Raw genomic sequence first — 14,545 nt, 5'->3', positions numbered from 1 at the left:
GCTACGCGGTCACCGGGCGGTTGGACGGTGCGGGGCACCGACCCGCCAGCCGGTCTCTAAGCTGGCGGCATGACGAACCAGGAGCGCCTCGTGGAGGGTGTCGCCGCGATCATCCCCGCCAAGGACGAGCAGGACCGGATCGCCGCCACGGTCGAGGCAACCCGCGGCATTCCGGGTGTCGACGTGGTCATCGTCGTCGACGACGGCTCCACCGACCGGACGACGGCGACGGCGACCGCCGCCGGCGCTGTCGTGGTCGGGCACGCCCGCAACCGGGGCAAGGCCGCGGCGATGGAGACCGGCGCCACCGCGTTGAACGCCATCGAGTCCCGCGAGGCGTCGCGCACCGCGCCGCGGGCGCTGCTGTTCCTGGATGCCGACCTGGAGGCGACCGCGGCGAACGCGCGTCCGTTGGTCGACCCGGTCCTGGCCGACGAAGCCGACATGACCATTGGCATCCTGCCGACCCAGCGCACGTCCGGCGGCGGCCGCGGCCTGGTGGTCGACCTCGCCCGCACCGGCATCGAGCGGGCCACCGGCTGGACGGCCACGCAGCCGCTGTCCGGTCAGCGCTGCCTGACCCGGGCGGCCTTCGAGGCGGCGCTGCCGCTGGCGCAGGGGTTCGGCGTCGAGACCGGCCTCACCATCGACCTGCTGCGACAGGGCTTCCGGGTGGTCGAGGTGGAGGTGGAGTTCCACCACCGCGTCACCGGCACCGACCTCAAGGCCCAGGTGCACCGCGGCAAGCAGTACGCGCACGTCATGCGGGCACTGCTGACCCGCGGCGTCCGCCCGTCGGCGCCGGCGCGGTTCCGTACCCGCTGACCCCCGCCCCACGAGCATCAACGAGACGGTGCAACCAGCTCCGCGTCGTCCACCAGCTTCGCCGGTGCCAGCCGCTGGGCTGCGGCGACCGCCGCGACTCCCAGCGGCACGCCCACCGTCAGCAGCAGCGCCGGCACGATGATGCCGGAGTCGTTGGCCGCGAACCCCGCCGCCCCGGTGAGCAGCGACGCCCACACCAGGTAGCGCATCAGCGACCACTGCCGCACGGTCTCGGCCATCGCGGCCGCGCCGTCGCGGCGGGTCAGCCACAGGATGAGCAAGTACGCCAACGGGACCAGCCAGCCGTAGATGGGCCAGCGCTCCAGCGTGCCGATGGACGCCTCGGCCTTGCGCAGGATGACGGTCAGCGCCTCGCCCGAGAGCAGGTCGTCGAAGAACCCGCCGAAGTGCGTGCGCGAGCCGGCCGGGCGCAGCCAGTCGAGGAACGCGAACAGCCCGAACAGCACCGTCGCGCCCACGCCGGCAAGCACCACCCGCGGCACGGTGACGCGGGCGCCGAGGGTCCCCAGGACCAGCACCGCGAAGCCGGGGATGGCGGCCAGGATGCCGCCGACGTCGGCGCCGGCCTGCGGCGCCCCGTCGACCACAACCGCGATCAGGCCGACCACGCCGACCGCGGTGGCGGCATAGCGGCGCGAGCGCCCGCGGTCGATGAGGAACTGGCCAAGCGCCGCCGCCGCGACAAGGCTCGCCACCACGAAGATGGCGAACGGGATGTTGCCGAATCCGTAGAAGCGCCCGGCCACCAGGGGCGACAGCCCGAGCAGGCTGGACTGCTGCAGGCTCGACCCGCTCGCCACGTCGACGGCCAGCACGGTGGCCGTCACGCCGGCGACGACACCCGGCGGGCCGTAGGCGCGCTTGCGCCACGGACCAGCCAGCGCCACGACGGTCAGCGCCACGGTGGACACGACGATGGACGTCCACAGCACGACGTTCGGGTTGTCGTAGCGCCACCACCGGGTGATGTTGGCCAGGTAGGACGCCACCGGCGCGGCGGCCGCGGTCACCGCGACCACCTGCACCACGCGCAGCACGATCGAGCCGTACGAGGAGCGGCGGCGCAGCGCCAGCACCGCGGCGGCGAACACGATCACCTGCACGATGCCCAGCACCTGGAAGAACGGCCCGGACTGGACGCGATAGATCTGGGCGGCCTGGTCGACGCCGGTCAGCTCCGCCACCGTGGCCGCGGACGTCGCCGCGTGCTCGCCGGCCGGACGCCAGTGCCGTCCGGCGACGTCGCGGGCCGGATCCTCCACCCCCGCGTAGGTGAGCAGCGTGGGCGCGATGTCGGTCAGCTGCACCAGCCCGGGCCACAGCGTCGACGACGACGTCAGCCACCGCCCGCCGAAGGTGTCGTCACCGTCGGCCACCGGCCCGGTGGCGAACGCGGCCCGGAGCCCGGCCGGGGGGATCGGCGTCGGCTGGTCGGGCAGGGGCACGGAGGTGGCCGCGCTGTCGGAGAGCCCGGCGATCAGCAGTGCGGTGTCCGGCGGCAGCTCGTCGAGGATGCGTGCGACCAACTGGTCGATGCCGGCGGTCACCTGCCGGCGGGTCTCCAGCGCGGCCTCTTCGGTCAGGTCGTCGCTGCCGGCCGGTGCGGGAGACGGCAGGCCGCCGAGGTCGATCACTGTGACCGGGCACCGGCTCAGCAGTTGCTGGTCGATCTCGCCGGAGAAGGGCTGATACGAGGCGACCCGGCCGGTGGAGTCGGCCAGCGCCATCGCGGCGCCCGGCCCGACGGCAGTGGCGCAGACCCCCGCCTCGGCCAGGCGGTCGCCGACCAGGCCGATCTCGGCGTTGTAGGAGTTGTCCTCCTGCTGCTGGACCAGCGCCTCCCAGCCGGGCACGACGGCGCCGCCGGTGCCGTCCGGCGACGGCTCGGGCACCTGGCGGCAGAAGCGGTCGTTCTCGTCGTCGGCGTCGGTGTCGTAGACATCGGTGGCACGCCGGCCGGAGCTGACCGACAGCCAGCCGTCGACCACGCAGGTGCGGGAGCGGACCGTGCGGACGGTGAGCGAGCCGGCGGCGGCGGAGCCTGCCATCTCGTACAGGGTGGGTGTGTCCTCGGCGGTGACGTCCGGCCAGGCCAGTCCCGCGATGCCGAGGAGGACGACGTTCGGCTGGTCGACGACGGCGGCCGGCGTGGACTCCGCCGGGGTGGCCGGTGGCGTGGCGCCGGCGGGCGTGGAGTCCGCGGCCGAGGCGACCGGTGCGGCCGCCGTGAGCATCAGTGGGGCGGCGACCCCGGCGAGGACCGTCGTGATCAGGCGAGCCCGAGCCGCGCGCCGCCCGCGCCGGGTGGCGCCGGGTGGCGTGCTGGGACGACCGCTCCGATCCGCATCCATCAAGGTTGACCGTATCCGCACTGGCCGGGTCGGCAAGTGGCGACGCTGCCAATTGTGGCCAGGTCGACACACTAGGCTGCTGGAATGACCAACCGTTACGCCTACCTCGGACCGGAGGCGACGTTCACCGAGGCCGCCGCGCTGCGCTTCCCAACCCTGGCCGGCGCGACGCTCGAGCCCTTCCCCACGGTACATGCCGCCATCAACGCCGTCCGAGCCGGCGACATGGCCGGTGCCGTCGTCCCGGTCGAGAACTCGGTCGAGGGTTCGGTCAACGCCACACTCGACGAGCTGATCCGCGGTGAGCCGCTCACCATCACCGCCGAGGTTTTGCTGCCGGTGACGTTCACGCTGCTGGCGCGGCCCGGCACCGACCTCGCCGACGTCCGTCGCATCGTCACTCACCCGGTCGCCGAGGCGCAGTGCCGGGCGTGGGTCAGCGCCAAGCTGCCCGAGGCCACCATCTCGCTGGGGCCGTCCACCGCGGCCGCCGCGGCCGCCGTCGCCACCACCACGCCCGGGCCCGACGGCGCGCCCTACGACGCCGCCATCGCCGCGCCGCTCGCCCGCGAGCGCTACGGGCTCACGGCCCTGGCCAGCGACATCGGCGAGGACTCCGACGCACTCACCCGCTTCGTGTTGGTCACGCAGCCGGGAAGGCCGGGCCGGCCCACGGGTTCGGACAAGACCACGCTGGTCGCCTTCATCCGCGACGACCACCCCGGGGCACTGCTGGAGATCCTCGAGCAGTTCGCCACCCGGGGCGTCAACCTCACCCGCATCGAGTCCCGGCCCACCGGCAACGGCATGGGCCGCTACTGCTTCGCCATCGACGTCGAGGGGCATGTCGCCGACGCCCGGGTCGGCGAGGCGATGATGGGCCTCAAGCGGGTCTGCGGCACGGTCCGCTTCCTCGGCTCCTATCCGCGCGCCGACGGCGTCCGGCCGCCGGTCCTGCCTGGCACGTCCAACGCCGACTTCGCCGACGCCGCCACCTGGCTGGACGAGCTCCGCGGCTGACCTCCAAACGAGGATCTTCTGCTGCTTCCATGGCGCGCGCGTGCCCCCGAATGATCACGTTCAGCACGAAATCACGTGTCACACCATGCTCGCAATCATGGTGAGGCTCGGGGGATCCTGCTGAACGTGATCATTCCGAGGCCCGCGGCGTAGATCGCTGCCGTTGACCTGGCGGCGGAGAGGGGCAGCGGTGCCGCACCCGGTACCGCGATCCCGCGTCGTTCCAGCCGGGTGCGACAACTCGCCGAGGGCCACCCCTTCGCACCGCTGGGCGTCGGGGCCCCCGGTTCTAACGCACCCCGCCGGCACAAACCGGGCCGTCCGAGCCCTCGACGTGGCCGGCCGGGCCGCCACTTGTCCGCAACGGCATCGCGATCCCGAACCGCACCCACCCACGGATGCAACGGAAGAGCCCAAAATGATCACGTTCAGCACGAAATCACGTGTTGCACCATGCTTGCAGCCCCGAGTAGGGGCGGGCAGGACCGGTGATGGGACGCGGGTCAGTGGCTTCCTCTCGTCACCGGTGCGTGGCGAAGGTGACAGTTGCCGTGCGTGGTGCTTGCTCGACCTGACGACCGAGATGACTGGTGATGCGCGTAGACGCCTGGTCGTGGCGAATAACCGGTGGGCATCCCACCAGGCCGGGCGGATACCCTCTTCAGCGTGCTAGATCTGCGCCAGATCCGTGAGGATCCCGACCGTGTCCGTGCCTCGCAACGCGCCCGCGGCGAAAGCGTCGACGTCGTCGACCAGCTGCTCGCCGCCGACGAGTCCCGGCGCTCCTCGCTGAGCGAGTTCGAGCGGCTGCGCGCGGAGCAGAAGAGCCTAGGCAAGCTGATCCCGCAGGCCTCCGGTGACGAGAAGCAGGCACTGCTGGCCAAGACCCGCGAGCTGTCCGCGGCCGTCAAGGCCGCCGAGGCCGCGGCCGCCGAGGTGCAGCAGCGGCTCGACGAGCTGTCCCTGGTGCCGTCCAACATCGTGCTCGACGGCGTGCCCGCCGGCGGCGAGGACGACTACGTGGTGCTGCGCGAGGTCGGCGGCAAGCCCGCGCTGAACACGGTGCGCGACCACCTGGAGCTGGGTGAAGGGCTGCGAGCCATCGACACCGAGCGCGGCGCCAAGGTGTCCGGTGCCCGGTTCTACTTCCTGACCGGTGTCGGCGCGCAGCTCGAGCTCGGCATCCTCAACCTCGCCCTGAGCACGGCGGTCGAGGCCGGGTTCACGCCGGTGATCACGCCAACGCTGGTGCGCCCGGAGGTCATGCGCGGCACCGGCTTCCTCGGCGCGCACGCCGACGAGGTCTACCGTCTCGAGGCGGACGACCTCTACTTGGTCGGCACCAGCGAGGTGCCGCTGGCCGGCTACCACGCCGACGAGATCGTCGACCTGTCCGACGGGCCGTTGCGCTACGCCGGCTGGTCGGCCTGCTACCGGCGCGAGGCAGGTTCTTACGGAAAGGACACCCGCGGGATCATCCGCGTTCACCAGTTCCAGAAGGTGGAAATGTTCTCCTACTGCCGTCAGGAGGACGCAGTCGACGAGCACGCGCGCCTGCTGGGCTGGGAGGAGCAGATGTTGGCCGCCATCGAGGTACCGTACCGGGTCATCGATGTCGCCGCGGGCGACCTCGGTTCAAGTGCCGCGCGCAAGTTCGACTGCGAGGCCTGGCTGCCGTCTCAGTCACGCTGGCTCGAGCTGACGTCCACGTCCAACTGCACGACCTTCCAGGCCCGCCGGCTGGGCGTGCGCGAGCGCGCCGACGGCGGCACGCGGCCGGTCGCCACGCTCAACGGCACGCTCGGCACCACCCGGTGGATCGTGGCGATCCTCGAGAACCACCAGCTGCCCGACGGCTCGGTGCGAGTACCGGAGGCACTGCGTGCCTACCTCGGCGGCCGCGAGGTCCTGGAACCGGTCACGAGGTGACGGCCCGCGACGGGTGGCGTCCCGGGCTCGTCGCGCTGGACGTCGACGGCACGCTGGTCACGTACGAGGAGTTCCACGACCCGCCGCGGGCCGCGGTGATCGACGCGGTCCGCCGGGTGCGTGACTCCGGTGCCCACGTCGTCATCGCGACCGGACGGTCCATGCACTCGACGGTGTCGTTGTTCGATCCGCTCGGGCTCGAGGAGGGCTACGCCGTCTGCTCCAACGGCGCGGTGGTGGTCGACGTCGCCACCCGCACGCCCTCCGATGTCGTGACCTTCGACGCCGGCGACCCGGTGCGGTACTTCGCCGAGCAGATCCCGGACGCCGTCCTGGCGGTCGAGGAACTGGGCCGCGGGTACCGCGTGACCGGTGAGTTCCCGGCCGGTGACCTGGACGGCGACGTCGTCGTCGTCAAGCACGACGACCTGATCGCGCGGCCGGTCACACGCCTGGTCGTGCGCTGGCCCAATGGCGACCGCGAGCGGCTGCGCGAGATCGCCCGCGATTCCGGCCTGCCCAGTGTCGACTACGCCATCGGCTACACCGCGTGGCTGGACATCATGCCCGAGGGCGTCTCGAAGGCCTCCGGGCTGAGCCGGGTGGCCGAGCGGCTGGGCCTGACCGCCGCGGACGCCATGGCGGTCGGCGACGGCCACAACGATGTCGAGATGCTGCGCTGGGCCCGGCTCGGGGTGGCGATGGGCCAGGCGCCGGACGACGTCAAGGCGATCGCCGACCAGGTCTGCGGCGACGTCGAGGGCAGCGGCCTCGCAGCCCTGCTGGATACCCACTTCGCCACGACGGAATGATCACGTTCAGCACGAGATCTCGTGTTGCACCGTGCCCGCAAGCATGGTGACGCACGGGAAAGCCTGGTGGTGGACCGCCGAACGCATGCCGGTCAGCGCTCCAGCGGCACCCGTGACGGCCGGCCAGGCGGTTTCTCAGGGACCGCCCGTAGACTGCACCGCGGAAGCGGCATCAATGCCGCTTTTCGTTCCGTCGATCTTGGTGTTCTACAGTGGCGGAGCACGGCACGCGACACATGATCATTTCGATAGTTGAAGGGCACCCACATGGCTGACACTCTTCGCGAGATCCTGCTCGACCCGAGCCGCCGGCCGGCCGTCGTCAAGGACCTCCACCAGCTCGTCGACGCCGAGGTCTCCGACAAGAGCGGCGTCTCCGGCATGGCGGTCAAGGGTGGCTACGCGGTCTTGAAGAAGATCAACGCCGGCTTCGTCCCCGACGCCATCGACGGCATGCTCGACTCGTTCGTCGAGCGGGCCGAGCCGTTCTACGCCGACTTCCAGGCCACCGGCGGCGGTTCCCTGGCCGACTACTTCGAGGGCCGGCGTGCCGATGTCGCCGACGCCCTCCTGGGCGTCACCGACGCCCGCGCCGCGTCGTCACAGCGCGACAGCATCAAGAAGGTCTACGGCAAGCTGCGTCCGCAGGCCCAGAAGCACGTCGAGGAGGCGCTGCCGCGGCTGGCCGGCGTCATCGAGAGCCACGCCCGCGCCACCGCCTGAGGCCGGCCTCCTCGCACTGTCGTCGGCCGGGTCGAGCCGGCTCGTCGCGGCCGTCGCCGCCGAGCCGCTCGACCAGGCCGCGACGCCGCACGCACACATCAGCGACCGCGGGACGCAGTCCCGCTCGTCGCGAGGGATCGTCCCGCAGGTCGGCCACGTTGTGCGCTACCGCACGGCGTACCGGACCGGGTCGGACGCCGCGGCGCCCGGTCCCGGTGCGACGGTCACAGGTACATGCCGCTGCCACGCTCGTCGGACTGCTCGCCCGGTGCCGCGCCCCCGGGTACCTGCCCGGGAGCCATCTGCACGCCCGGCGGCAGCGCTCGGCGCATCTGCTCCAGCTGGGCACGAGCCGCCATCTGCTGTGCGAACAGCGTGGTCTGGATGCCGTGGAACAGGCCCTCCAGCCAGCCCACGAGCTGTGCCTGCGCCACGCGGAGCTCAGCGTCGGTAGGCACGTTGTCGTCTCCGAAGGGCAGTGCGAGACGCTCCAGCTCGTCGACAAGCTCCGGTGCGAGGCCATCCTCGAGCTCGTCCAGCGACGCTCGGTGGATCTCGCCCAGCCGACGCCGGCTCGCCTCGTCCAGCGGTGCGGCCTTCACCTCGTCCAACAGCTGCTTGATCATGCTGCCGATGCGCATGACCTTCGCCGGCTGCTCGACCAGGTCGGTGAGAGAGCGCTGGTCGTCGCGGTCGCTGCTCCCGCCCTCGACGGCCATGCCCTCGGGGCCGACCACCACAACGCGCTGTTCGTCGCCACCGTCGGGGGATTCCCGGCCTTCGGCGTTCTCGTTCGGCTCCGTCATGGGACCATCTTTACCCCTCCGGGCCGCGCTCAAGGCACGCGGGTCGTAAATCACCGGCCGCCCGCCGGGCCGGCGCGCTGTGCCTTCTGCCGCCGGCAGGCCGCCTCCGTGCGGCGCAGCGCGAGAAGCTGCAGGGTGCGCCGGCGAGCGGCGCGGCGCACCGCGAGCAGGCCGAGCCCGACGACGACCGCGACCAGCGAGGGCCGCCTGCAGCCCTTCGACCGCCAGGGCCACGGCGAGGTCGGTCGGGTCCGTGCGTCTGCGAGCAGCCGGAACGGGTCGACCGCGATGCCGGTGACCCGGACCCGCGGCCCGTCGGTGAACGCGATCGCGGAATCCGCGAGCAGGTCACCGTCGCCGTCGACGAGCTCCGGTCGCTCCGCCATGGCCGGGGGGGTGACCACGATCTCGTCGTCGGCCTCGGGCCTCCGCCCCGAGTCGAGGCGGAGCATGTGGTCGTTCAGCGGGCCGTCGAGCGATGCCATCTGCAGCTCGTAGCGGATGGCGACGTCGCCGCGGTCGAGGCGGGCACTGTACGCCAGTCGATCAGGCGCGACGACGGCGCCGGCCGGCAGGAACGATGTGACGTCGACGGCGGCCGGGTCACGCTCCGGCTCGGTCGGAGCCGCCGGCTGGAGTACAGCGTCGTATGGATCTGCCTCGGCGGCGGTCTCAGGGCCACATCACCAGGAGATCGCGTGCATCACCAGGCGTGAAGGCATGGTGCACCACGAGATTTCGTGCTGAACGTGATCATTTCGTAGCGCGGCGGGAGGCGGGAGGCTCAGCGGGCGAAGTGGTTGGTGGGGACGGTCGACTCCTCGGCGACGCTGAGCAGGACCGGCCAGTGGGCCGGGGCGTCGGCGACGGCCACCAGGTCGGCCAGCCCGACCGGCCACACCGGGCGGTCGGTGAGGCGCAGCTCGTCGAGGCTCCACCAGCGGTGCCCGATGACGGTCAGCTGCTCGTCCTCGGTCAGCCCGGCCGGGTCGATCTCGAGCCCGGGGGCAGCGGCGGCGAAGTACGTCTCGGACTGGACCGCGACCTTGTCGGAGTAGGCATGCACGACGGTGCGCTCGGCCAGCGGCCCGCGGAACGCCGACGGTTCCAGCCGCAGCCCGGTCTCCTCAGCCACCTCACGGACCGCGGCCGCCAGCAGCGTCTCGCCAGGGTCGACCCCGCCGCCGGGGGTGATCCAGAATGTCGGCGCGCCGGGCGCGGACGGATCGCTGTCCTCGAACAGCAGAACCCTGCCGCCGGGCTCGATGAGCAGCACGCGCGCGGTGCGGCGGTGGGTGACCGGACGGTCGACTTCGGACTCCAACGACATGACCACATTCGTCAGGGTACGCCCCCCGGCCGCGCTTGTGACCACCTCGGTCGCAATCAGTCAGCCACTCGATGTCAAGGTCCTGTCTCAGGTGGTGAGCAGCACCTTGCCGACATGCTCGCCGGCCTCGACGACGCGGTGCGCGGCGGCCGCCTCCGTCATCGGCAGCACCCGGTCGATCACCGGTTTCACGGCGCCGGACTCCAGCAGTGGCCACACGTGCTCACAGACCTCCGCGACGATGGCCGCCTTGTTGGCGGGTGAGCGGGGACGCAGCCGGGAGCCGGTGATGTGGACCCGCTTGTCCATCATGGCGGACAGGTCCAGCTCGGCGGTCCGGCCGCCCTGCAGGCCGATGACGGCGAGCCGGCCGTCGCGCGCCAGCACGTCGAGATTCCGCGCCAGGTACTTGGCCCCGACGATGTCGAGCACCACGTCGGCGCCGCGCCCGCCGGTGGCCGCGCGGACCGCGTCGACGAAGTCGTCCTCGCGGTAGTCGATCAGGATGGACGCGCCCAGCTCCGCGCATCGCGCCAGCTTCTCGGGTGAGCCGGCGGTCACCGCGACCCGCGCACCCCGGGCCGCCGCGATCTGGATGGCAGCGGTCCCGATGCCGCTGGCGCCGCCGTGCACCAGGACCACCTCGTCGCGGCTCAGCCCCACCGTCATCACGAGGTTCGACCAGACCGTGCAGAAGACCTCCGGCAGCGCGGCCGCCGTCGCCAGCTCGACCCTTGTGGGCACCGACAGCACCTGCCCGGCCGGCACCGCGACCCGCTCGGCGTACCCGCCGCCGCCCAGCAGCGCGCACACCTCGTCGCCGACCCGCCAGCCGGAGACCTCCGCGCCGACCTCGCTGATGACACCGCTGCACTCCAGGCCGGGCCAGGCCGGTGCGCCGCCCGGCGGCGGATAGAGGCCCTGCCGCTGCGCGATGTCGGGGCGGTTCACTGCGGACGCGACGATGTCGACGACGACCTCGTCCGGGCCGCAGACCGGGTCGGGGACCTCGGTCCACGAGAGCACCTCGGGCCCGCCGGGCTCGGTGATGACGATGGCATGCACGATGCGGCTCCTGCTCAGATCCCGCCCGGCGGCCGGTCCGCCGGGTCCTCCGGCTCGTCCTCGCGCTCGTCCTGCGCCGCGGCCGCGGCGTGGATGTCCTCGCGGCGGGCCCACGGGTACTCCTCCGACGGCCGGATGACTATGAGCCGGTCGCCGCGGACCAGGTGCCCGATGGCCGGCGAATGGAACGGCAACTCGACGCCGTCGCGCACCACCGCCACCACCAGGTCGGTCAGCTGCTTCGGCTGCTTGCCCTCCTCGCGCGGGGTCACCAGGCGCGCGGCCACCTCCAGCCCGGTGCCGGAGGTGGTGAGGTCCTCCAGGACGTGCCCGAGCGCCGGGCTGACCGTCGCAAGGCCGAGGATGCGCCCGACCGCGTCGGACGACGTGACCACCTCGTTCGCGCCCCCCTGCCGGACCAACGCGACGTTGTCGGCCTCGCGGACCGCGACGATGATGCTCGCGTCCTGGTTGAGCTGCCGGCAGGTCAGCGTGGCCAGCACGGCGGCGTCGTCGCGCGCGGTCGTGATGATGATGCGGTCGGCGGTGGGCACCCCGGCGCGGCGAAGCACCTCCGTGCGGGTCGCGTCGCCCATGACGGCCACCAGGCCGGCCTCGTTGGCCTCGGCGATGGCCGAGGGGTCGGGGTCGACCACGACGATCGACTCCTCGGCGACCGCGTTCGCCAGCATGGTGGCGACCGCGCTGCGGCCCTTGACGCCGTAGCCGATGACGACGGTGTGGTCGCGCAACTTCTTCCTCCAGCGGTTGAGCCGTACCTGCTCCCGGCTCCTGGTGGTCAGGGTCTCCAGCGTGGTGCCGATCAGGATGATCAGGAAGAGCACCCGCATCGGCGTGATCAGGAGGACGTTGATGAGCCGGGCGCTGTCGCTGACCGGCGCGATGTCTCCATAGCCCGTGGTGGAGAGCGTGACGGTCGTGTAGTAGAACGCGTCGAGCAGGTCGACGCTGCCGTCGGAGTTGTCGTTGTAGCCGTCACGGTCCAGCCAGACGAGGAACACCGTGGCCAGCAGGATGCCGACGGCCACGGTGACGCGGGTCAGGACCTGCCGCAGCGGGTCGACGACCTCTGCCGGTGCCGGCAGGTGAACAGCGCTCTTGGTCTGCACAGCGAACGACGCTAGCCGACCCGATTTGCCGCCGCGCCCCGGGCCGCGCTCACTGCAGTGCGGGCGTGCTGGGGTCGGGGCCTTCGTTCCAGTCGCGGGCCAGGTCGCCCGCGGTGTCGAGGGCTGCCGCCACCTGTGCCGCGCCGCCACCCTTGATGGCCGCCGCGTACCCCGCGACAAACGTCGTCACCGGTGCCGCCGGCCGCTCCACGTTGTGCGCGGCGTCCCTGGCCAGGTCGAGGATCGCGCCGACGTCGACGTCGTCGACGGGAACCCCGAGCTGGTCGCACAGCTCGCTCACCCAGCGGTCCATCACGCGCTCACCCTTCCTCCGCGGCAGTTCCCACATCCTCTACCGGGCCCGCCTGCCATCGGGCCAGGTCGTCCGGCGTGTCGATGTCCGATGCGCCGGCCGCGTCGACGACGGTCCGCAGCCGCAGCCGGGCCAGCAGCTCGCGGACCGGCCGGTCCCGCGGATCACCGAGGGCGTCCAGCGCGGCCGCCAGCGGCTCGGTCTTGTACGCGGCCACCAAGGGCTGTACCCATCCACCGTCGTCGACGACGGCGACACCGCCGGCGCCCGGGTGGGCATCGGTGTCGTCGAGCGCGGCCACCAGCCGCCGCACCAGCGCCGACGACACCCGCGGCAGGTCCGCGGCCAGCACCACCACGATCGGCGGAGGCGACTCGAAGGCATCGAGACCGGCGGCCAGCGCGGCCAGCGGCCCGCCACCGGGCGGGTCCTCACGGGTCCACCGCACCGCTGCCTCGGTGGTCCGCCGCGGCCCGACCACGACCACCTCGGTCGCGCCCGCGCACGCTGCCACCGCACGGTTCAGCAGCGTCCGGCCGCCGACGACCAGCGCGGGCTTGTCGGCTCCGCCCAGCCGCCGCCCCGCGCCGCCGGCGAGCACGACAGCGCCCCACACCGTCACGGCGACGACTTCCAGGTGCGGCGATGCCGCAGCGCCGGGTTGCGCGCCCGGGCCGCCTCGATCCGGGCCGGGTCGAGCTCGGCGACCAGCCGGCCCTCCTCGTCGCCGAGCGATGCGACGGAGACGCCGAGCGGGTCGACCAGCATGCTCAGGCCGCAGTAGGCCCGGCCGGTCTGCGCCGCGGCCGCGACGTAGACCGTGTTCTCGATGGCCCGGGCGCGCAGCAGCGTCTGCCAGTGGTCCTCCTTCAGCGGGCCGCGCAGCCACGCCGCGGAGACGACGAACGCGTCGGCCCCGGCGTCGACCAAGGCCCGCCCCTGCTCCGGAAACCGCAGGTCGTAGCAGGTCAGCAGGCCGAGCCGGACACCATGCACGTCGACGACGGACGGCACCGGCGCACCGGCGCGCAACCGGTCGGACTCCTTGTAGCCGAAGGAGTCGTACAGCTGCACTTTGCGATACGTGCCGAGAAGCGTGCCGTCCGGGCCGAACGCCACCAGGGTGTTGTAGGGCCGGTCGGGGTCGTCAGAGCGTTCGAACATGCCGCCGATCACCGCCGCCCGGCGTTCCCGTGCGAGGCCGGACAGCGCCGCGGCGAACTGTCCGTCCAGCGGCTGCGCCACCGGTCCGAGCGGCAGGTCGGGCTTGCCGAAGTCGTGCATGACCGCCTCGGGCAGCACGATCAGGTCTGCCTCGAGATCCTTCGTCAGGCGCCGGATCGCTGCCACGTTCGCCCCGATGTCGGTGCCGGCCGCCAACTGGACCAGTGCTACCCGCATCTGGCCATTAAAGCGGCACCGGGGTCACCAGGGTCCCGTCGGCCAGGAACCGTTCGAGGTTGCGCAGCGCCAGTTGGGCCATCGCCTCGCGGGTCTCGTGGGTTCCGCAGCCGATGTGCGGGAGCAGCACTACGGTGTCGAGGTCCAGCAGGGCGGGCGGTACCCGCGGCTCGTCCTCGAAGACGTCCAGCGCCGCGCCGGCGATGCGGCATACGCGTACGACACGTCGGGCACGCGCTGCCGGCTGTGGTAGGAGAGGGGGGCGTCGAAGCCCTCCATCCGCCGCGCGACCGCCCGGCCGATACGGCCCAGCCCCAGGATGCCACCCGCATCCCGGTGACCCGGGTCATCAGCGGAAACCGGCCACCACCGGCCCAGTCGCCGCGGCGGACGAACCGGTCCGCCGCCGACAGCCCGCGCACCGCGTCGATCAGCCCGCCGACGGCCAGGTCGGCGACGCAGACGTTCAGCACGTCCGGCGTGTTGCTGACCGCGATGCCGCGCGCCCTGGCGGCCTCGACGTCGGTGGCGTCGTAACCGACCCCGAAGTTGACGATGGCGGCCAGCTTCGGCAGCGCCGCCATGAGCTCTGCGTCCACGCCGGTACCACCGCTGGTGACGGCGACAGTGACGTGGGCACCGTCGGCGGCCAGGAAGTCCGCCGCGGCCGGGCCGTCGGGCAACCGGACCGCCTGGTATGTCGTGGCAAGCTCGCGTTCCACCGTGGGATGCAGCGGACCGACCTGCACGACGGTGCCCGCCCTCACCGGCCGCACGTCCGCGTCGAGATCGTCACCATCACGGGCCGCTGGCGGATTT

Annotated in this window: 14 protein-coding genes and 1 pseudogene; 5 read left to right on the top strand and 10 right to left on the bottom strand. The window is 72.4% G+C overall.

The annotated features are described in order from the left end of the window. The first annotated feature begins 69 nt into the window (after positions 1-69). The gene (locus E1269_RS19255) at positions 70-825 is read left to right on the top strand and encodes a glycosyltransferase family 2 protein (protein ID WP_131897475.1); all 756 of its coding nucleotides are present in this window, start codon (positions 70-72) and stop codon (positions 823-825) included. Positions 826-842: 17 nt separating this feature from the next. On the opposite strand, the gene E1269_RS19250 is transcribed toward E1269_RS19255, so the two are convergent. Further along, positions 843-3,197, bottom strand: a complete 2,355-nt coding sequence (locus E1269_RS19250; RefSeq protein WP_131897473.1) for a hypothetical protein — start codon at positions 3,195-3,197, stop codon at positions 843-845. 84 nt (positions 3,198-3,281) lie between these two features. Between E1269_RS19250 and pheA the strand changes: the two genes are divergently transcribed. The 4 genes from pheA to E1269_RS19230 all read left to right on the top strand — a co-directional run bounded on the left by pheA (position 3,282) and on the right by E1269_RS19230 (position 7,681). Then, positions 3,282-4,217 (top strand): prephenate dehydratase, encoded by a 936-nt coding sequence (pheA, locus tag E1269_RS19245; RefSeq protein ID WP_131897471.1) that lies wholly within the window; start codon positions 3,282-3,284, stop codon positions 4,215-4,217. A gap of 666 nt (positions 4,218-4,883) precedes the next feature. Next, the gene (serS, locus tag E1269_RS19240) at positions 4,884-6,146 is read left to right on the top strand and encodes a serine--tRNA ligase (RefSeq protein WP_131897469.1); all 1,263 of its coding nucleotides are present in this window, start codon (positions 4,884-4,886) and stop codon (positions 6,144-6,146) included. After that, entirely contained in the window at positions 6,143-6,958 is an 816-nt protein-coding gene (locus tag E1269_RS19235; RefSeq protein WP_131897467.1) for an HAD family hydrolase, read from the top strand. Before serS ends, E1269_RS19235 begins: the two co-directional genes overlap by 4 nt. Positions 6,959-7,225: 267 nt before the next feature. Continuing rightward, positions 7,226-7,681 carry a DUF6918 family protein gene (locus tag E1269_RS19230; RefSeq protein ID WP_131897465.1) on the top strand — a complete coding sequence of 152 codons (456 nt, stop codon included), beginning with the start codon at positions 7,226-7,228 and terminating at the stop codon, positions 7,679-7,681. A 224-nt stretch (positions 7,682-7,905) separates the two neighbouring features. Here E1269_RS19230 and E1269_RS19225 read toward each other — a convergent pair whose 3' ends face one another. The 9 genes and pseudogenes from E1269_RS19225 to E1269_RS34335 form a co-directional block, all read right to left on the bottom strand. After that, on the bottom strand, positions 7,906-8,487 hold the full coding sequence (locus E1269_RS19225) for a bacterial proteasome activator family protein (RefSeq protein ID WP_131897463.1): 582 nt from the start codon (positions 8,485-8,487) through the stop codon (positions 7,906-7,908). A gap of 50 nt (positions 8,488-8,537) precedes the next feature. Then, positions 8,538-8,972 carry a hypothetical protein gene (locus E1269_RS19220; protein WP_131897461.1) on the bottom strand — a complete coding sequence of 145 codons (435 nt, stop codon included), beginning with the start codon at positions 8,970-8,972 and terminating at the stop codon, positions 8,538-8,540. A 299-nt stretch (positions 8,973-9,271) separates the two neighbouring features. Next, positions 9,272-9,817 carry an NUDIX hydrolase gene (locus E1269_RS19215; RefSeq protein WP_131897576.1) on the bottom strand — a complete coding sequence of 182 codons (546 nt, stop codon included), beginning with the start codon at positions 9,815-9,817 and terminating at the stop codon, positions 9,272-9,274. Between the two features lie 87 nt (positions 9,818-9,904). Next, entirely contained in the window at positions 9,905-10,882 is a 978-nt protein-coding gene (locus tag E1269_RS19210) for an NAD(P)H-quinone oxidoreductase (RefSeq protein WP_131897459.1), read from the bottom strand. A gap of 14 nt (positions 10,883-10,896) precedes the next feature. Beyond that, a complete protein-coding gene (locus tag E1269_RS19205; protein WP_203433894.1) occupies positions 10,897-12,012 on the bottom strand; it encodes a potassium channel family protein in 1,116 nt (371 codons plus the stop codon). Positions 12,013-12,061: 49 nt separating this feature from the next. Next, positions 12,062-12,325: a DUF6457 domain-containing protein gene (locus E1269_RS19200; RefSeq protein WP_131897457.1), complete on the bottom strand. Its 264-nt coding sequence runs from the start codon at positions 12,323-12,325 to the stop codon at positions 12,062-12,064. Between the two features lie 7 nt (positions 12,326-12,332). Further along, entirely contained in the window at positions 12,333-12,947 is a 615-nt protein-coding gene (gene mobA / locus E1269_RS19195; protein WP_131897455.1) for a molybdenum cofactor guanylyltransferase, read from the bottom strand. Beyond that, entirely contained in the window at positions 12,944-13,726 is a 783-nt protein-coding gene (locus tag E1269_RS19190) for a carbon-nitrogen hydrolase family protein (RefSeq protein ID WP_131897453.1), read from the bottom strand. Before E1269_RS19190 ends, mobA begins: the two co-directional genes overlap by 4 nt. Before the next feature lie 7 nt (positions 13,727-13,733). Continuing rightward, positions 13,734-14,493 (bottom strand): annotated as a pseudogene (locus tag E1269_RS34335) (NAD(P)-dependent oxidoreductase). Between the last annotated feature and the right edge of the window lie 52 nt (positions 14,494-14,545).

The sequence above is a fragment of the Jiangella asiatica genome, assembly GCF_004349065.1.
In the GTDB taxonomy this organism is placed as follows: domain Bacteria; phylum Actinomycetota; class Actinomycetes; order Jiangellales; family Jiangellaceae; genus Jiangella; species Jiangella asiatica.
The sequence above is the reverse complement of the archived record's forward strand: the minus strand, read 5'-3'. Positions and strand labels throughout refer to the sequence as shown.